This window comes from Klebsiella sp. GW_Kp182 (assembly GCF_040062275.1).
GTDB lineage: Bacteria > Pseudomonadota > Gammaproteobacteria > Enterobacterales > Enterobacteriaceae > Klebsiella > Klebsiella michiganensis.
Genome location: NZ_JBEAFQ010000001.1, coordinates 241,055 through 257,634, shown reverse-complemented (window position 1 = coordinate 257,634; position 16,580 = coordinate 241,055). Strand labels below are relative to the sequence as shown.

At 59.7% G+C, this 16,580-nt stretch carries 16 protein-coding genes and 1 pseudogene; 5 read left to right on the top strand and 12 right to left on the bottom strand.

Translation table 11 applies throughout. The annotated features are described in order from the left end of the window. The first annotated feature begins 77 nt into the window (after positions 1-77). Entirely contained in the window at positions 78-791 is a 714-nt protein-coding gene (gene mpaA, locus ABLU88_RS01265; protein WP_004850230.1) for a murein tripeptide amidase MpaA, read from the top strand. On the opposite strand, the gene ycjG is transcribed toward mpaA, so the two are convergent. Then, positions 782-1,747 (bottom strand): L-Ala-D/L-Glu epimerase, encoded by a 966-nt coding sequence (ycjG, locus tag ABLU88_RS01260; protein WP_004850227.1) that lies wholly within the window; start codon positions 1,745-1,747, stop codon positions 782-784. The genes mpaA and ycjG overlap by 10 nt on opposite strands. Before the next feature lie 101 nt (positions 1,748-1,848). Here ycjG and tpx point away from each other — a divergent pair, with 101 nt between their 5' ends. Continuing rightward, positions 1,849-2,355 (top strand): thiol peroxidase, encoded by a 507-nt coding sequence (gene tpx, locus ABLU88_RS01255; RefSeq protein WP_004850226.1) that lies wholly within the window; start codon positions 1,849-1,851, stop codon positions 2,353-2,355. A gap of 45 nt (positions 2,356-2,400) precedes the next feature. On the opposite strand, the gene ABLU88_RS01250 is transcribed toward tpx, so the two are convergent. The 9 genes from ABLU88_RS01250 to pspA form a co-directional block, all read right to left on the bottom strand. Beyond that, a complete protein-coding gene (locus ABLU88_RS01250; protein WP_064377177.1) occupies positions 2,401-3,456 on the bottom strand; it encodes an AbrB family transcriptional regulator in 1,056 nt (351 codons plus the stop codon). Between the two features lie 116 nt (positions 3,457-3,572). Then, positions 3,573-5,114 (bottom strand): transcriptional regulator TyrR, encoded by a 1,542-nt coding sequence (gene tyrR / locus ABLU88_RS01245; RefSeq protein WP_004850219.1) that lies wholly within the window; start codon positions 5,112-5,114, stop codon positions 3,573-3,575. A 285-nt stretch (positions 5,115-5,399) separates the two neighbouring features. Continuing rightward, complete coding sequence (locus ABLU88_RS01240; RefSeq protein ID WP_064381449.1) at positions 5,400-6,461, bottom strand: YcjF family protein; 1,062 nt, start codon at positions 6,459-6,461, stop codon at positions 5,400-5,402. Continuing rightward, complete coding sequence (locus ABLU88_RS01235; RefSeq protein ID WP_014229029.1) at positions 6,458-7,855, bottom strand: YcjX family protein; 1,398 nt, start codon at positions 7,853-7,855, stop codon at positions 6,458-6,460. Before ABLU88_RS01235 ends, ABLU88_RS01240 begins: the two co-directional genes overlap by 4 nt. An 88-nt stretch (positions 7,856-7,943) precedes the next feature. Further along, positions 7,944-8,258 (bottom strand): thiosulfate sulfurtransferase PspE, encoded by a 315-nt coding sequence (gene pspE, locus ABLU88_RS01230; RefSeq protein WP_014229028.1) that lies wholly within the window; start codon positions 8,256-8,258, stop codon positions 7,944-7,946. Positions 8,259-8,291: 33 nt separating this feature from the next. After that, a complete protein-coding gene (gene pspD, locus ABLU88_RS01225; RefSeq protein ID WP_004101464.1) occupies positions 8,292-8,522 on the bottom strand; it encodes a phage shock protein PspD in 231 nt (76 codons plus the stop codon). A 19-nt stretch (positions 8,523-8,541) separates the two neighbouring features. Then, positions 8,542-8,901, bottom strand: a complete 360-nt coding sequence (pspC, locus tag ABLU88_RS01220) for an envelope stress response membrane protein PspC (RefSeq protein ID WP_004850207.1) — start codon at positions 8,899-8,901, stop codon at positions 8,542-8,544. Beyond that, positions 8,901-9,125: an envelope stress response membrane protein PspB gene (gene pspB / locus ABLU88_RS01215; RefSeq protein WP_004101459.1), complete on the bottom strand. Its 225-nt coding sequence runs from the start codon at positions 9,123-9,125 to the stop codon at positions 8,901-8,903. Before pspB ends, pspC begins: the two co-directional genes overlap by 1 nt. Before the next feature lie 50 nt (positions 9,126-9,175). Next, positions 9,176-9,844 (bottom strand): phage shock protein PspA, encoded by a 669-nt coding sequence (pspA, locus tag ABLU88_RS01210; RefSeq protein ID WP_004121203.1) that lies wholly within the window; start codon positions 9,842-9,844, stop codon positions 9,176-9,178. A 152-nt stretch (positions 9,845-9,996) separates the two neighbouring features. Between pspA and pspF the strand changes: the two genes are divergently transcribed. Further along, positions 9,997-10,986, top strand: a complete 990-nt coding sequence (gene pspF, locus ABLU88_RS01205) for a phage shock protein operon transcriptional activator (protein WP_014838225.1) — start codon at positions 9,997-9,999, stop codon at positions 10,984-10,986. Here the strand turns inward: pspF and ABLU88_RS01200 are convergent. Next, positions 10,977-12,368, bottom strand: coding sequence for an MFS transporter (locus tag ABLU88_RS01200; RefSeq protein ID WP_004850201.1), 1,392 nt, complete (start codon positions 12,366-12,368; stop codon positions 10,977-10,979). The genes pspF and ABLU88_RS01200 overlap by 10 nt on opposite strands. Positions 12,369-12,393: 25 nt before the next feature. Beyond that, complete coding sequence (locus tag ABLU88_RS01195) at positions 12,394-13,563, bottom strand: M20 aminoacylase family protein (protein ID WP_348836107.1); 1,170 nt, start codon at positions 13,561-13,563, stop codon at positions 12,394-12,396. A gap of 169 nt (positions 13,564-13,732) precedes the next feature. Between ABLU88_RS01195 and ABLU88_RS01190 the strand changes: the two are divergent. Then, positions 13,733-16,039: pseudogene (locus ABLU88_RS01190) on the top strand (helix-turn-helix domain-containing protein). A 170-nt stretch (positions 16,040-16,209) separates the two neighbouring features. Further along, positions 16,210-16,494, top strand: coding sequence for a hypothetical protein (locus ABLU88_RS01185; protein ID WP_004850195.1), 285 nt, complete (start codon positions 16,210-16,212; stop codon positions 16,492-16,494). The last annotated feature ends 86 nt before the right edge of the window (positions 16,495-16,580 follow it).

Genomic DNA, 16,580 nt, shown 5'->3' with positions numbered 1-16,580 from the left:
TCCTCGCTGGAAACTATTTGATTCCGGGACGGTTTTACACAACACTGCTGAAAAATAACCTGACAACAGGATGCCCTATGCCCGTTTCTCGTCCTCGCCCTCAGCGCGGTGATTTTCCGCCCGGCACACAACGCTATGGCCAGTCTCACCTCGGCGCGCCGCTGCTGTGGTTCCCTGCACCGCTGGCCGATAGCCGCAGCGGCCTGATCCTTGCCGGTACCCACGGCGATGAAAACGCATCGATTGTCACCCTCTCCTGCGCGCTACGTACGCTCAAACCCGAGCTGCGCCGCCATCATGTCGTGCTGGCGGTCAACCCGGACGGTTGCCAGCTGGGGCTGCGCGCCAACGCGCGCGGCATCGACCTGAACCGGAATTTTCCGGCGGCAAACTGGAAAGAAGGCGAAACGGTCTATCGCTGGAACAGCGCGGCGGAACAGCGCGATGTGGTTCTGCTCACCGGCGAAAAACCCGGTTCAGAACCGGAAACCCAGGCGCTGTGCCAGCTGATCCACCAGATCCATCCCGCATGGGTGGTTTCGTTTCACGATCCGCTGGCCTGTATTGAAGACCCCGGCCACAGCGCGCTGGGGCAGTGGCTTGCCGGGGCGTTCAGCCTGCCGCTGGTAGGCAGCGTCGGCTATGAAACGCCCGGCTCCTTTGGCAGCTGGTGCGCGGATATCGGCCTGCCCTGCATCACCGCCGAATTCCCGCCGATATCCGCCGACGAGGCGACGGATAAATACCTTCAGGCGATGACGGACCTGCTGCACTGGCATCCTCAAAGATGAAGCACGCCGGTGCTGAAATGCAGCGCCGGCTCAACGTCCACCGCCAGCCAGGTCGGGCCATCGAGGTCGGCAAATCGGGCCAGCGGCGCCAGCGGCAGCGCCGCGCTGATGGCTCTTGAGGTACACAGCATGCAGCCCAGCATCCGCGCAAATCCCAGGCGCTCCGCCTCCTCAGCCAATAGCAGCGCTTCGGTCAGACCGCCGGTCTTATCCAGTTTGATATTGACCATCTCATAGCGGCCGCGCAGCGCCGCCAGGCTGTCGCGCGTATGACAGCTCTCATCGGCGCAAATGGGCAGCGGGTGGATAAAATTCTCCAGCGCTTCATCGGCCCCAGCCGGAAGCGGCTGTTCCAGCATCGCCACGCCAATATCCGCCAGCAGCTGACAGCGCTCGGCCAGGCCATCGCTGCGCCAGGCTTCGTTGGCATCCACGATGAGCGTTGCCTGCGGAACCGCTTCACGAATGGCAATCAACCGCTCGCTAATCAGATGATCGTCGAGCTTCACTTTCAGCAACGTGGCCCCTTTTTCCCACAGCGCCGCCGCGCTCGCCGCCATCTGGTCCGGCGTGCCGATAACCACCGTTTGCGCCGTAACCACCCGGTTGGGCAGCGTCACGCCCAACAGCTGCGCGATGCTCTTACCCGCGCTGCGCGCCTGACAGTCCCAGAGCGCGCAGTCCACGGCGTTACGCGCGGCCCCGGGGGGCAGCAGGTGCTGAATCTGCTCACGAGAGACGCCGCGTTCAATCTGTTCGCCAATCGCCATAATCTGCGCCATCACCGAGGCTATACTCTCTCCGTAACGAGGATAGGGCGTGCACTCACCTGTCCCCTTGACGCCATTCTCTTCAATCTCCACCACCACGACTTTTGCCTCGCTGCGGCTGCCGCGGGCGATCACAAACGGAGTATGTAACGGCCAGGCTTCTTCATAGACTCGCAGATTTCGCATTCCCTGAACCTCGCAGGTAAGTATTAAAAGGATTTGCCGTGCTGATGACGGATGTCATACACTAGCCGCGACGTTAACTATATGTAAACAGGAAGATAACCATGTCACAAACCGTGCATTTCCAGGGCAACCCCGTTTCTGTTCAAGGCACCATTCCGCAGGCAGGCGCTAAAGCGCAGCCGTTTACGCTGGTGGCCAAAGATCTCTCTGACGTCGCGCTGAGCCAGTTCGCCGGCTCCCGTAAAGTGCTGAACATTTTCCCAAGCATCGATACCGGCGTTTGCGCGGCATCGGTACGTAAATTTAACCAGCTGGCGTCTGAACTGGACAACACCGTCGTGCTGTGCATTTCCGCTGACCTGCCGTTCGCGCAGTCTCGCTTCTGCGGCGCTGAAGGCCTGAACAACGTTGTCACTCTGTCTACCCTGCGCGGCGCGCAGTTCCTGGCCGACTACGGCGTCGCTATCTCCGCGGGCCCGCTCGCCGGTCTGGCGGCGCGTGCTGTGGTCGTCATTGATGAAAATGACCAGGTTGTTTACAGCCAGCTGGTGAATGAAATCACCGAAGAGCCGGACTACGACGCAGCCCTGGCCGCGCTGAAAGCGTAATATCCCCGCCAGGTAATATAAGCCCTCGTTAAACGGGGGCTTTTTTTATTGCCGCGCCGCATAGCGGGAGATGAAGCGCGCAATCGCCGGGCCGGTCAATAAGATGGTGAACAGGCGCAGCGTCTGCATTGCCATAATAAACGACATATCCGCCCGCGTACCGGCGGCGATAATCGCCACCGTGTCCAGTCCGCCCGGACTGGTTGCCAGATAGGCGGTCATAAAGTCCAGCGGCAAAATCTGCGTCAGCCCATAAGCCATCAGCGCGCACAGCAGGATCAGGCCGATAATCGATGCCAGGATCTGCGGCAGGGTTTTCAGCGCCAGCAGGAAAATCTGTTTATTAAACTTTAGACCAACGCTCCAGCCGACGGCGGCATAGGCCAGCGCCAGCAGCCATTCGGGAAGTTCGAGCAGCAGCCAGCCTTCTCCCTGCACCAGCGCGCCAATCAGCATCGGGAAGAGCATCGCCCCGGAAGGAAAGCGCAGCCGCAGCCCAAGCCACCCCGCCGCCGCCGTCAACAGAAGCGTAAGCGGCAGCTGCCGGCTGATCGGCGGAAACCAGGCGACCTGCTGAGTCATCTCCTGCGCTTCACCGCCGAGCGCGACGCGCACCACCAGCGCCGCGGCGCCGGCAACAAACAGCACCCGCAGATACTGCATCAGCGCGACCAGCCGGACATCGGCGCCGTACTCCTGGGCCATAATCACCATCGCCGAGGCGCCGCCCGGCGAACTCCCCCACGCCCCGGTGGCGCCGGGCAGGTCGCTGTAGCGCACCAGCAGCCATCCCGCCAGCGCGCTGATAGCGAGCGTGGAAAAGAGAATCAGCAGCACCAGCGCCCAGTTTGCCAGCAGAACGCCGAAAATGGAGGGCGTCAGGCTGCGGGCAATCATGCAGCCGATAATCGCCTGGGCGGCAATAAAAAAGGGACGGGGTACGCGAATTGCCGCACCGCGCAGGCTCAGGGTGATGCCGGCAATCATCGGCCCCAGCAGCAGCGCGGCGGGAAGGTGAAACCAGAACAGCACAAAAGAGATCGCGCTGGAGAGCGCCAGCAGTTTCATCCATTGAAAAAAATGACTACGCCAGATCCACATGCGTATGCCTGCCATAAAGAGGGTAAAAACGCAGTATATACCGATTCATTTGACGCCAGCCCCCCTCCCTTTTCTGGAAATGCCGGCCGGCGGCGCAGGCAGCCGGCCGACGGGCATTACTCATCGCCCTTTTTCTGGCTCAGGCCATATTCACGCAGCTTGTTGGCGATGGCGGTATGCGAGACGCCAAGACGCTTGGCCAGCTTACGCGTGCTGGGGAAGCTGCGATAAAGCTGGGTGAGCACCGAGCGTTCGAAACGGCGGGTAATATCATCCAGCGAGCCTTCCATCGCTTCTTCGCCTACCGCCAGCGAGGAGACGTCATGATCCGGCAGCAGAATATCCTGAGGGCGCAGCTCGAAACCGTCCAGCTGCGTCAGCGCGCGATAGATCGCATTTTTGAGCTGGCGCACGTTGCCCGGCCAGCTGTAGCGCATCAAAACGCTGTTCAAATCAGCGGAGAGTTTCGGCCGCGGGATGCCCTGCTCATCGGCAAAACGCGCCACGAACAGCTCGGTCAGCGGCATGATGTCCTGCGGGCAATCGCGCAGCGGCGGCAGATACAGGGTCAGGACGTTAAGACGATAGTAGAGGTCCTCGCGGAACAGCCCTTTTTGCACCAGCTCCACCAGGTTTTTCTGGGTAGCGCAGATCACCCGGACATCAACGTGGACTTCATGATCTTCACCAACGCGGCGGAAAGTTCCATCGTTGAGGAAACGCAGCAGCTTGGTCTGCATGCGCGGCGACATTTCGCCAATTTCATCCAGCAAAACCGAGCCGCCGTTAGCCTGCTCGAAGAAGCCTTTCTTACCCTGAACGGCGTCGCCGAACAGCTCGCTTTCCACCGCGTCTTCCGGGATGGAGCCGCAGTTCAGCGCCAGATAAGGTTTCCCCGCGCGCGGGCTGGCCAGATGGCAGGCGTGGGCCAGCAAATCTTTCCCTGTGCCGGTATCACCGACGATCAGCAGCGGCGCGCTGAGCATGGCCAGCTTACGGGCCTGCTCGACAACGTGGCGCATTTTCGGGCCTACGGCGAGGATCTGGCTAAAGGCGCTGGTGTCCTGAATGGTCATCGTTTGCAGCTGGCGCCCCATACGGACCGTTGAACGCAGCATCGCTACCGCGCCGGTCAGTACCTTCTCGCCGTGTTCGCCTTCGAGATAAACCGGGGTGATCTCCAGCAGGAAGTTCTGCCCGTTGACCACCACGTGCTCGGCGTGGGACTCCTGCGGACTGTTTTCCAGCCAGCGCTGGACGTTAAAATCGGTAATCAGCTGCGCGACCGGGTGGCTGCGTAGCTTCTCCTGGCTCTGGCCAAACAGCTGGCAGCTGGCCGGGTTAGCCAGTTCGACTTTTCCTTTGGTGTCGAGAGACAGCACCGGCTCAGGCATCGCCACCAGCAGCGCGCTGAGCGCCAGATGTTCGCGCTCTGACGGCATCCACGCCACGGTGCGCACGTCGGTGACGCCGGCGATACGACGAATTTCCGCCATCAGGCTGCTGAAGCTGGCGAAATCCAGCTCGGCGAAGTTGAGATAAATTCGGCCGATAGGGTCAATATCGATGCCCCGCAGGTCGATACCGCGCAGCACCAGTAAATCGAGCAATTCACGAGTCAGACCAAGACGGTCTTCACAAAAGACTTCAAGACGCATAGGCGTTTTCACCCTAAAGAGGCCAATAACCGATGAATGATAGGACAGTTATTTGCTGGCGTGAAGATAGCTGTCAACAATTATTGACAGTATGGCGGAAAAATGGCCTTTCTGCCGTAAAGTTATGCGCTCAGAGGAAAAATGACGATGAGAGAAGCGGCTATCATCGCTTCTGCTTTTCTCCCCGGCTTGCGCTGCGCGTAGCCGGGCTACAGGTTACAGCCTTCTGTGAAACGGTAGCCCGGCTAAGGCGTTCACGCCGCAAGCCGGGAATGCTTAAGCGACTTATTTTTCCGCGCCGCTTTTGCTCTTCTGCAACGTCTCTTTTAGCTGGCCGATCAGCTCGCGGCGAAAATCCCCCAGCCGCGGTTTATCGTCGGCGATCCACGGCAGCGGACGGCACAGCTCCATCGCCTTAATACCCAGCCGCGCCGTCAGCAGACCGGCGCCAATTCCCTGCGCCGCGCGCGCCGATAGCCTGGCCGCGAGATCCTGCGACATCCAGTCCATCCCGACTTCCCGCACCAGCTCGCTGGCGCCGGCAAAAGCGATATTCAGCAGCACCAGGCGGAACAGGCGCAGGCGGCTGTAGTAGCCCAGTTCAATACCGTACAGAGTGGCGATGCGGTTGATCAGACGTAAATTACGCCAGGCGATAAACGCCATATCCACCAGCGCCAGCGGGCTGACGGCAATCATCAGCGTCGATTCCGCCGCCGAACGGCTAATCTCACGCCGCGCCTGCGCATCCAATACCGGCTGCACGATCTGCGCGTACAGGCTCACCACTTCACGATCGTTCTGCGTTTCATGGATCGCCGCATACCAGCGCTGCAGCGCCGGGTGCGAGTGATCCAGCCCCGCCTGCTGGGCCAGCTTTTCGCAAAAGGCGCGCCCTTTGCCGACCGCATGGCTGTGCATCAGGTCCCGCGCCTCATCGCGCTCGTGGGCGCGCTGGCGTAGCCGCCACAGCCGGCGCCATTCGGTCGCCACCGAACCGACGCCCGCCCCGACGATCAGCGCGCCGGCAGCGCAGCCGCCGAGGGCGATCCAGTCCTGCGTTTGCCAGGCGGTCATCGTCCACTGCACGCCCTGCGCCACGACGCTGACGCCAAAAATAGCCAGCCCGGCGCTGACCATCTTTCGCCACAGGCTGCGCTTAGGTCGCAGCACCGATTCCACCACCGCTTCCGCCGCGCCCTCTTCTTCTTCCGGCGCGTCGAACCGCGCAGGAGCGAACTTCTCCGCATCGGCACCGTCAAAAGCGCGCGCGGATTTCAGAATTTGCGCCTTTTCCACCTCCAGCGGGCCATCGAAATCGATACGCGGTTTTAAAGGTTCGGTCATCGCAATTTATCTCCGATCAAAAATTCCAGCGCCGCGTCAAGGCGAATATGCGGCAGCGGTTTATCAACGTCCATTACCTGCGGGCGAAAGTTTTCAAACTGAAAGCCCTGCTGCTCCCAGAAGGCCTGACCCGGCAGGCGCGCGGGCACTTCTCCGGGATAGACGGTCAGCGGCTGTCCGTCGCTTAGCCGATGCCCCCGCAGCGCAGGGATCTTCTCACCGTTCACCTCGATAAGGCCGCTCTGCGTCGCCTGAATCGACGCCAGCCCCAGACAATCCATGCTGATGCCTTCAAACGCCGCGTTCTGCCAGGCATCCTGAATCAGCTGCTGCAGCAGCGACACCATGTTGCTGTGCTGATCGACGGTGACGTGATCGGCTTTGGTCGCGGCGAACAGCAGCTTATCGATAACCGGTGAGAACAGGCGACGAAACAGCGTGCGCTGCCCGTAGTGGAAGCTTTGCATCAGCTGCGTCAGCGCGAGACGCATGTCGTTAAACGCCTGCGGCCCGCTATTAAGCGGCTGCAGGCAATCCACCAGCACGATCTGCCGATCGAAGCGCAGGAAATGATCTTTGTAGAAGCCCTTAACCACTTTCTCGCAATAGTATTTAAAACGCTCGCGCAGCATTCCGGCATTGGTCTGTTTGTCCGCCTGCGCCAGCTTAGCTTCACCGGCGGCATCAACGTCCGGCCAGGGGAAGAACTGCAGCGCCGGCGCGCCGGCCATTTCGCCGGGCAGCACAAAGCGCCCCGGCTGAATGAAGTGCATCCCTTCGCGCTTACAGGTATGCAGATAGTCGGTCCACGCCGCGGCGATCTCCGCCAGACGGGTTTCATCGGCGGGCGCCAGCGGATCCAGTCCTTCGCATAGCTGCCGCCAGCGCGCTGACCACTCCGCCCTCTGCCCCTGCAGTAATCCGGTCATCTGCCGTGACCAGGTCAGATAGTCCTGGGCCAGCATCGGCAGATCCAGCAGCCACTCGCCGGGATAGTCGACAATCTCCAGGTAGAGGGTCGAGGTCTCTTTAAAATGGCGCAGCAGCGAATCGTTGGAGCGATAGCGCAGAGCGAGGCGGATTTCGCTGACGCCGCGGGTGGGCGTTGGCCAGACCGGCGGCTGACCGTACAGCTGGGCCAGCCCTTCGTCATAGGTAAAACGCGGAATGCCGAAATCCCGCTGCGGGACGCGCTTGACGCCCAGCAGGCGTTCTTCACGCGCTGCGCTGAGCAGCGGCAGCCGCGCCCCGGCGTGAATATTGAGCAGTTGATTTACCAGCGCGGTGATAAAGGCGGTCTTGCCGCTGCGGCTAAGGCCGGTGACGGCCAGGCGAAGATGCCGGTCAACCCCACGATTCACCAGCGCATTAAATTCTGTTTTGAGTCGCTTCATCGCCATCCTGTTGAGCCTGAAGAACGAGGGAAATAGACATGAGGGCTAATCATAAAGTGCAATAGCCCCGCTGCGACGGGGCTGAAGATTATTTGCTGGCGCTTTTCGGCCTGGCGATCTGACTGAGGCCGCCGGCATTCACCACCTGCGTGTAGCCCATTTCGCTCAGCATCTGCTGAGCCTGGCCAGATTGCCGGCCAACGTTGCAATAGACGTGAATGGTATCGTTTTTATCCGGTACTTCAGCCGCAATCCGCGTTTTTAAATCCGCCAGCGGGATATTCACCGCCCCGTCGACATGTTCTTTTTGATACTGCTGCGGAACGCGGACGTCAATCCAGTGCTCCGCCGCGAAGACGGGTAAGGCCATGGCCAGCGCTAAACCCAGAAGCAGTTTTCGCATTTTATCATCCTGATAGAGAGAGTTTTTAGGCACTCATAACATACGCCATCCGCGACGTTTAGAAAACCGCTGCGCCGCCCGGCTGAGCATCGGTTCCAGAACAAGCATCAGCAGCATTTTCAGCGGCCGACGCGCGACGGATTTTACCGCCCAGCCTGCGACGCCCGCCGGGCCGTAGCGCAGCGCGGTGAGCAGCACCAGCTTGCCTGCGATTTTCAGACCCGGTTTGACTTTTTGCCCGGCCTGCTGCCATTTCATGTTCATTATTAACCTCAACTTTCAGTTATAGCTGGCGAAAACGACTGCGTAGCGAAAAGGTGTCGGAAGTGACGTAGCGTTCCATTTCACGCAGACGACGCTCCCCTGCTGCCAGCTCCTTATCCGCGGCGGCCAACAGCTCTCCGCTGCTCGGCGTTTTTTCACCATACAGCTCGCTTTCCGGCATAGGATCCAGCGCAAACGAAAGAATGATGTAGGCCACCACCACAAACAGGAACAGGCCAAAAATCATTGCCAGTACGGTAATCAGGCGCACCAGCTTAACCGGCACGTCCAGGTACTGCGCGATGCCGGCGCAAACCCCTTTCACCATGCCCTGCTGCGGAATGCGCCACAGTTTTTTACTCAGATCCAGTCCGCTCATTATTTCTCTCTCCAGTTCGGATGCTCAGCGTCAAGAATCGCCTCCAGCGCCTGAATACGCTCGCGCATACGCTTCGCGTCATCGGTCAGCTGCAGCAGGCGCTGCTGTTCGTTCTGCGATAGGCTGCCGCTGGCGGTGCGGTTGTTGTAATGCAGCCAGAGCCAGACCGGCAAAACAAACAGCACAAACAACGTCAAAGGGATGGCGAGAAAAAGCATGCTCATGTGAACTCCTTGCTGATGGCGGCGGCACGTCTTGGTGCCGCCCGAAGATATTACTGGTTATTTTGATTCATTTTGGCTTTCAACGCCGCCAGCTGCTCGCTGATTTCATCGTCCGCTTTCAGATCGGCGAACTGCTGATCCAGCGATTTATCTTTACCGAAGCGGTGGCTTTCGGCTTCGGCTTCCATATGATCGATGCGGCGTTCAAACGATTCAAAACGCGCCATCGCCTCGTCAATCTTACCGCTGTCCAGCTGACGGCGAACGTCGCGGGAGGAGCTTGCAGCCTGATGACGCAGCATCAGCGCCTGCTGACGGGCGCGGGTTTCGCTGAGTTTGTTTTCCAGCTCGCCAATCTCTTTTTTCATCCGCGCCAGCGTTTCATCAACCAGCTGCGCTTCGTTTTCCAGGCTGCCGATAAGGTCGGTCAGCTTCTGCTTTTCGATCAGCGCCGCACGGGCCAGATCCTCTTTCTCTTTACGCAGCGCCAGTTCGGCTTTTTCCTGCCATTCCGCCTGCTGGGCAACGGCCTGTTCAATACGACGGCTCAGCTGTTTCTTTTCAGCCAACGCCCGCGCCGAGGTCGAACGGACTTCAACCAGCGTGTCTTCCATCTCCTGGATCATCAGCCGAACCAGCTTCTGCGGATCTTCCGCTTTCTCCAGCAGAGAGTTAATGTTGGCGTTCACGATGTCGGCAAAACGAGAAAAAATACCCATAATTTCAATCCTCATAGTTCTGGTATCAGGCACCGGCCTGTGCCATGACTAATACAAATGCCGTGCCAAGTTTTTATCTTATTGATTTTAATGGAAGTGGTTGTTATCCGGCCAGCGCATTGCTAAAGTGACCTGGTGAATCACACTACTAAATGGCGAAATTCATCATGGCGGATTACAAGGACAACCTGCTCGGCGAGGCCAATAGCTTTCTTGAGGTGCTGGAGCAGGTCTCAAGACTGGCGCCGCTCGATAAACCGGTGCTGGTTATTGGCGAGCGCGGAACCGGCAAGGAGCTGATTGCCAGCCGTCTGCACTTCCTCTCTTCCCGCTGGCAGGGGCCGTTTATCTCCCTGAACTGCGCGGCGCTCAATGAAAATCTGCTCGATTCGGAGCTGTTCGGGCATGAGGCCGGCGCCTTTACGGGGGCCAGTAAACGTCACCCGGGGCGCTTCGAGCGCGCCGACGGCGGTACCCTGTTTCTCGATGAGCTGGCCACCGCGCCGATGCTGGTACAGGAAAAACTGCTGCGCGTGATTGAGTATGGCGAACTGGAGCGCGTCGGCGGCAGCCAACCGCTGCAGGTTAACGTCCGCCTGGTGTGCGCGACCAACGCCGACCTGCCACAAATGGTGGAAGACGGACTTTTTCGCGCCGACCTTCTCGACCGTCTGGCCTTTGATGTGGTGCAGCTGCCGCCGCTGCGTGAGCGCCAGAGCGACATCATGCTGCTCGCCACCCAGTTTGCTATCCAGATGTGCCGCGAGCTCGGACTGCCGCTGTTTCCCGGCTTTAGCGAACGCGCCGCCATGACGCTGCAGAACTACCGCTGGCCGGGGAATATCCGTGAATTAAAAAACGTGGTTGAACGCTCGGTCTACCGCCACGGCAGCAGCGAGCGCGAGCTGGATAATATTATTATTAACCCCTTCCGCCAGCAGCACGCGGCGACGCCCGTCGAAGTGGAGAAGACGCCTGGCCCCACGCTGCCGCTCGATTTACGCGCTTTCCAGCAGGAGCAAGAAAAAAGCCTGCTCGAGAGAAGCCTCGAACAGGCGAAGTACAATCAAAAGCAGGCGGCCGAACTGCTGGGGCTAACCTACCACCAGCTGCGGGCGCTGCTGAAAAAACATCAGCTTTGACCTGTACGCGGAAGCAGCAGCGCGCTCACCGCCATTGAACCCAGGCAGAGCGCGGCGTTAAACCACAGCGCATACTGCGCCGCGCTGGCCATGCCGAGCGGTAAAAACAGCGCAAAAAGTGACGCTGTCACCGCAATGCCCATCGCTCCGCCGAGCGAACTGCCCATCTTATAGATCCCCGAGGCCACGCCTACCTTATTCTCAGGAGCGTTAACCACCGCGGTGTCCGTTGACGGGGTGGCGTAGCAGCCCAGGCCGAAGCCAAACAGCACGTTGCTGAAAAAGACCGTGACGATATAGGTCGATTTATCGAGGAAGGTGCAGGAGATAAGAAGAATACCGACCGCGGTAAAGACCGGGCCGCTCATCATCGGCAAACGCGCGCCGTAGCGTTGCAGCAGCTTCTCGCCCACCCGAATCATCGCCAGCACGGTAACCAGATAGCCGAGCGTCATCATTCCGCTCTCCAGCGGGCTCAGATGATGCCCCTGCTGGAGCCAGATGCTGGCAATCATCATCGTACCGATGGCGCCGTTGAGCATAAAGTTCGACAACACCGCGGCGCTGTAGGCCCGGTTGCGAAACAGCGCGAAATCAATCAGCGCCGCGTCGCCCTTACGCTGGCCGCTGCGGATAAAAAACAGCCCCGATGCCAGCGCGCCGGCCAGCATCGCCAGCGAGGTTGCGCTGGTCCAGCCCCAGCCGTGGCCTTTGCTGATAAACAGATTTAGCAGCACCAGCGCAAGGATCAGGCTGAGCAGGCCGCTGATGTCCAGCTTATGCTGCTGCGCGCTGGCGCTGCGGCTTTCCGGCGTACCGCGCAGCAAAAACAGCGCCGCCAGCGCTACCGCGATGGAGAAAACAAAGATCCAGCGCCAGCCCAGACCGGTGGCGATCGCCCCGCCGACAAACGAACACAGACCGCTGCCGCCCCACGAGCCGATGACCCAGAAGCTGACCGCCCGCTGGCGCGCTTTGCCTTCATACCAGGTTTTAATTAATGCCAGCGTCGCCGGCATGATGCAGGCGGCCGACAGCCCCTGTAAAACGCGCCCGGCCAGGAACAGCGCGGGTCCCTGAGAGAGCACCAGCATTGCGCTACCGACAATGCTGAGGATCAGGCCCAGGGTAGTCATGCGCATGCGGCCGAATTTATCCGCCAGCCCGCCGCTGGCGACCACGAAGCAGCCGCTGAATAACGCGCTCAGGCTCACCGCCAGGGTCAGGGTTTCCAGCGAAATATCGAGGCTGCTCTTCATCGCCGGAACCACGTTAATCACCGACTGGGCAAACAGCCAGAAGGTCAGAACGCTCAATACAATACCCGCCAGCAGACGATCGGTGCCGACGAACTGCGCTTCGCTTAGCGATACAGAACTCATAGCAGGGTCCTCTTCGTTGCGGACATTAACGCAAATAGTGTTCCGTCAGGGCGCACCACAGCGCGGCGCCTTTCAGCAAAAGCGCATCGTTGAAGTCGTATCCCGGGTTATGCACCATGCAGCGATCCGCTTCGTCCCCGGCCCCGATGGTGAAATAGCAGCCGTTCGGATTGCGCTCGAGCATAAAAGCAAAATCTTCGCTGCCCATAAACGGCTTCACCTCGCCGACCTGCGCCTCGCCAAACAGCGCGGTCGCCACCGTGCGGACCATCTCATTGACAGCCGGATCGTTCCTTAAAACCGGGCTGCCGTTAACGTGGGTTAAGGCGGCGCTGGCGTTAAAGCTCTCGGCCTGAGCAACGGCGATATCGTGAATGCGCTGCAGGACGGTCTCGCGAACCTGTTCGTTTAAGGTGCGCACCGTGAGCTTCATTAGCACCTTGTCGTTGATAATGTTCGGGGCGTGCCCGGCCTGAATACTGCCCACGGTCACGACCGCTGGTTCAAACGGCGTGATGTTTCGGGAAACAATGGATTGCAGCGCCAGGGTGATATGACAGGCAACCAGCGTGGCGTCGACGGTATGCTCCGGTACCGCGCCGTGTCCGCCCACCCCTTTGACTTCAATATGGAGAGTATCCGAGGAGGCCATCATCGCCCCATCGCGCAGGCCGATTCTGCCTAACGGCTGCCCCGGCATATTATGCAGGCCAAAAATGGCATCGCAGGGGAACTGGTCAAACAGGCCGTCTTCCAGCATGACCCGACCGCCGTAGAGTAATTCCTCAGCAGGCTGAAAAATAAGCTGCAGGGTGCCGTTAAACTGCCGGGTGCGCGCCAGATATTCCGCGGCGTACAATAGCGTGGTGGTATGGCCATCGTGGCCGCAGCCGTGAAAACGACCGTCGACCCGGCTGGCCCACGCTTTGCCGCTCATCTCCTGCATCGGCAGGGCGTCCATATCCGCCCGTAGCCCCAACCGTTTTTTACCCTCGCCGACGCGTAAAGTACCGACCACGCCGGTGCCCGCCAGACCGCGGTGAACCTGATAGCCCCATTCGCCGAGCAGGCGGGCAACCTCTTCGCTGGTTTTATGCTCTTCAAAACCAATTTCCGGCTGCTGATGGAAACGGCGGCGAAGCGCGACAAACTGCGCCTCGTTAACCTGTAATGCCTCAATAATCGGGTGTGTCATTTTTATTATTCCTGTGTTGTGTTTGCACGACACTTTCGAGTTTATGCATCCCTGTTGGCTTTAAAATGCGCTTTTTTGTTTTATAGTGACGGATTATTAATGAGTGTTTTTCATACAAAACGGTTATGACAAAAAATAACGTGCTGTTTTTTGTCTTCAGGAGGCGACGGTGGAGCATCATTCAGGCGACTTTCAGGTTGTGGTTCGCGATATCCGGCAGCTGAGCCAGCAGGAAAACGATGCTCTGACGCTGCTATGGCTGCTTGAGGGCAGCGTCGAACTCCGCGATGGCGAGACGGGTCGGTACCTGCAGGCCGATGAACTGGCGATAGTGAATCGTCATCGCCGCTGGAGCCTGCACAGCAAGACGGCGAACGTCGTGATGGCGCTGTCGCTGAACGCCGGATGGCTGACCCGCCTCGACGGCGATTTTTTTGCCTCCGCCTACCAGAGCAGCAGCGAAACCCGCGATGCCGAAGACACCCTGCGCTACCTGATGCGCCAGCTGCTGGTCCTCGGTCTGGTCAATCCGCAGGCCCACTACCGGCTGGAGGCCAACCGCTGGCTTAGCGAAATTGCTCTCCTGCTGGCGTCACGCTTCAGCCGTCCCCTCACCGCCCAGGCGTCTCGCGGAGCCGAACGCTGGAGCCAGCGAATTAACAGAGTGGTGGCGCGAATCGACGCCAACTATCAACGGCGCCTGTCGCTGCAGGAGATAGCCGCCGCGGAGTTTGTTTCTGAGGCCTGGCTCTCGCGTCTGTTCCGCAAAGAGGTGGGCGTCAGCTTTATGCAGTACATCACCGGGTTGCGCCTGCGCAAAGCCGCGGAGCAGCTGACGACGACGCGTCAATAGATACAGCAGATCGCTCAGCAGCAGGGCTTTGCCAGCAGCCGGGTGATGAGCGACCTGTTTAAACGCGAGCACGGCCTGACGCCGCGCCAGTTCCGCCAGCAGCACCCGCAGACGGCGGTCGAATCTCTCCGCCCGCACCTACAGCAGACCGAGCGATGGCAGCCGGTGTCAATCGATCGGCTGTACGCCCGGCTCAACGCGCCGCAAACCTACGGTCTGGATAGCCCGCCGCTGCGGCTCAGCCCCCAACAAACCCGCCATCTCGATGTTCGCGAACTCCCGGCGCGCGGCGCGCCGCTGCGTCACACCCGAATGGTGATTACCGTTCGCGAACTGGACGATCTGCTGCGCGAGGATGTCCGCCGCGAACTGGAACAGCTGCACGACGCGCTGCCGATATTCGCCATCGATATTCACGATCCGTTTCTCAGCAGCCGCCTGTTCGGCACCGGCTGGGACGATCCGCAAATGGCCGGGTATGCCTGCTGGTATAACCTGCAGCGCATTTTTAGCTGGCTGGCGACCCAGGGCTTGGCGGTGATACTGCATACCGGGCTCACCACCCGCGGCGACCTGCTGCAACGTTTCCTCTCTCTGTCCGCTAACCATTTTCCGCCGGCAACCCTCGCCAGCTGGCACTTCGTCTGGCACTGGTCCCCTCAGGCCAGCGACGAGGCCCGCCAGCACGCCTGGCGGCAACAAAAGACGATCCTGCAGAGGCTATCGCCGCAGTCGGCGCTGGGGATCTGGCACCGTTTTCCTCAACAGGTGGAGGACGATCCCCTTCTGCGTTCACCGCTGCTGGTCGAGGCGGATTTTCTGGCCTGCCAGGCCGATGCTAATGAACTGCTGGATCTCGCGCAGGTGGATAGCCAGAAACTGGCCGCCAGCGAAAACTATCCGGTACACAAATTGCGCAAACTTCATAGCGCGCTGCGCCAGCGGCAGCTCCTGCTGCCGCTTTGGCTGCTCTCGTGGAATACCCTCACCGGCGATACCCGCGATACCAACGGCCGTTTCTTTCGCGGCGCGCTGCTGATGGATAATCTGCTGGGACTGGCGGATCAGGTTTGGCTCGCGGGGTTCTGGCTGAATTCAGGGCTGCAGGGGGAAGCCCGCGCCAACGGCAAGCTGGATACTTCCAGCCTGGCGCTGCACTATCTCCACGGTCTGCCGCGACCGGTCTACTGGGTGCTATGGCTGTGGCGCAGGCTGCGGGGCGAGGTGGTGATCAACGACAAGAACTTGCTGCTGCTGCGCCATAACGGCCATTATCAGCTACTGCTGCGCAACACGGTAGTTTTCAATCCCTGGCTTTCCAGCGAGGAGGCGTTTATCCAGCGCTTTAGTCAGCCCTGGAGCGTGCGCCTGCTCGGCCTTGAAGGACGCTGGCGAATCAAACATCATCTGTTCGATCGGCACCATGGCGCGCTCTTCCCGCTGTTTGAGGCCTTTCGCAGCCAAAGCGGCCCGGACGATGAGGACTATCGCTGGTTGATGCACAGAGCGCGTCCGGCGCTGCGCGTCAGTGAAGAGACGCCGGATAGCGACCGCTGGCAGCTTGTCGATTCGCTGGAGAGCAATGCGCTGGCGCTTTATGAATTCACGCCGCTCGGCGATTGAAAAGTGACAGCGTCACTACCCTGCTTCTTTCTGCAAGCGGCCTGTGCCGTGAAAAATAGCTTTTGCTTGCGCGGCAGCCCGTTCGCATGGGGTTAAAAAATTGTAACTAGCAAGATATCCTCATGTGAACTATCATCAGCGCATCATGACTCAATGGACTGAAAATAAAGATGATTCCGGTTAATCCTTCAACGCTCGGCCGCTATGCGGCGCACGTCAGCCTGGTCCATACCATGAAAAGCCACCGCGCGCCGGCGCTCTCGGTCATGATGATCTTTTCGGACCTGCTTATCCGCTCAACCGAAGATGCATATCGTCAACAGGGCTGGACAATTACGCCGCAAAACAGCGGCCTGGTACTGCGTACTTATGTTGCCCACCATCACGATGGCGAAAAGCTGGAAATTAATCCCAAAGATTACATCGCCCGCTATAACCGACTCCTTCCCCTGTAGCGCCTCGACCGCCAGCCAGCCGTACAGCCACGGCTGGCTGGAGAAACCGCCAATAAAAAGATACCATGTGGCGGATATCGGGGCTT

What these genes read in the sequence shown, in the direction of transcription:
- mpaA (WP_004850230.1), top strand. Translation starts at nt 78, where the DNA reads ATGCCCGTTTCTCGTCCTCGCCCTCAGCGCGGTGATTTTCCGCCCGGC.
- ycjG (WP_004850227.1), bottom strand. Translation starts at nt 1,747, where the DNA reads ATGCGAAATCTGCGAGTCTATGAAGAAGCCTGGCCGTTACATACTCCG.
- tpx (WP_004850226.1), top strand. Translation starts at nt 1,849, where the DNA reads ATGTCACAAACCGTGCATTTCCAGGGCAACCCCGTTTCTGTTCAAGGC.
- ABLU88_RS01250 (WP_064377177.1), bottom strand. Translation starts at nt 3,456, where the DNA reads ATGTGGATCTGGCGTAGTCATTTTTTTCAATGGATGAAACTGCTGGCG.
- tyrR (WP_004850219.1), bottom strand. Translation starts at nt 5,114, where the DNA reads ATGCGTCTTGAAGTCTTTTGTGAAGACCGTCTTGGTCTGACTCGTGAA.
- ABLU88_RS01240 (WP_064381449.1), bottom strand. Translation starts at nt 6,461, where the DNA reads ATGACCGAACCTTTAAAACCGCGTATCGATTTCGATGGCCCGCTGGAG.
- ABLU88_RS01235 (WP_014229029.1), bottom strand. Translation starts at nt 7,855, where the DNA reads ATGAAGCGACTCAAAACAGAATTTAATGCGCTGGTGAATCGTGGGGTT.
- pspE (WP_014229028.1), bottom strand. Translation starts at nt 8,258, where the DNA reads ATGCGAAAACTGCTTCTGGGTTTAGCGCTGGCCATGGCCTTACCCGTC.
- pspD (WP_004101464.1), bottom strand. Translation starts at nt 8,522, where the DNA reads ATGAACATGAAATGGCAGCAGGCCGGGCAAAAAGTCAAACCGGGTCTG.
- pspC (WP_004850207.1), bottom strand. Translation starts at nt 8,901, where the DNA reads ATGAGCGGACTGGATCTGAGTAAAAAACTGTGGCGCATTCCGCAGCAG.
- pspB (WP_004101459.1), bottom strand. Translation starts at nt 9,125, where the DNA reads ATGAGCATGCTTTTTCTCGCCATCCCTTTGACGTTGTTTGTGCTGTTT.
- pspA (WP_004121203.1), bottom strand. Translation starts at nt 9,844, where the DNA reads ATGGGTATTTTTTCTCGTTTTGCCGACATCGTGAACGCCAACATTAAC.
- pspF (WP_014838225.1), top strand. Translation starts at nt 9,997, where the DNA reads ATGGCGAAATTCATCATGGCGGATTACAAGGACAACCTGCTCGGCGAG.
- ABLU88_RS01200 (WP_004850201.1), bottom strand. Translation starts at nt 12,368, where the DNA reads ATGAGTTCTGTATCGCTAAGCGAAGCGCAGTTCGTCGGCACCGATCGT.
- ABLU88_RS01195 (WP_348836107.1), bottom strand. Translation starts at nt 13,563, where the DNA reads ATGACACACCCGATTATTGAGGCATTACAGGTTAACGAGGCGCAGTTT.
- ABLU88_RS01185 (WP_004850195.1), top strand. Translation starts at nt 16,210, where the DNA reads ATGATTCCGGTTAATCCTTCAACGCTCGGCCGCTATGCGGCGCACGTC.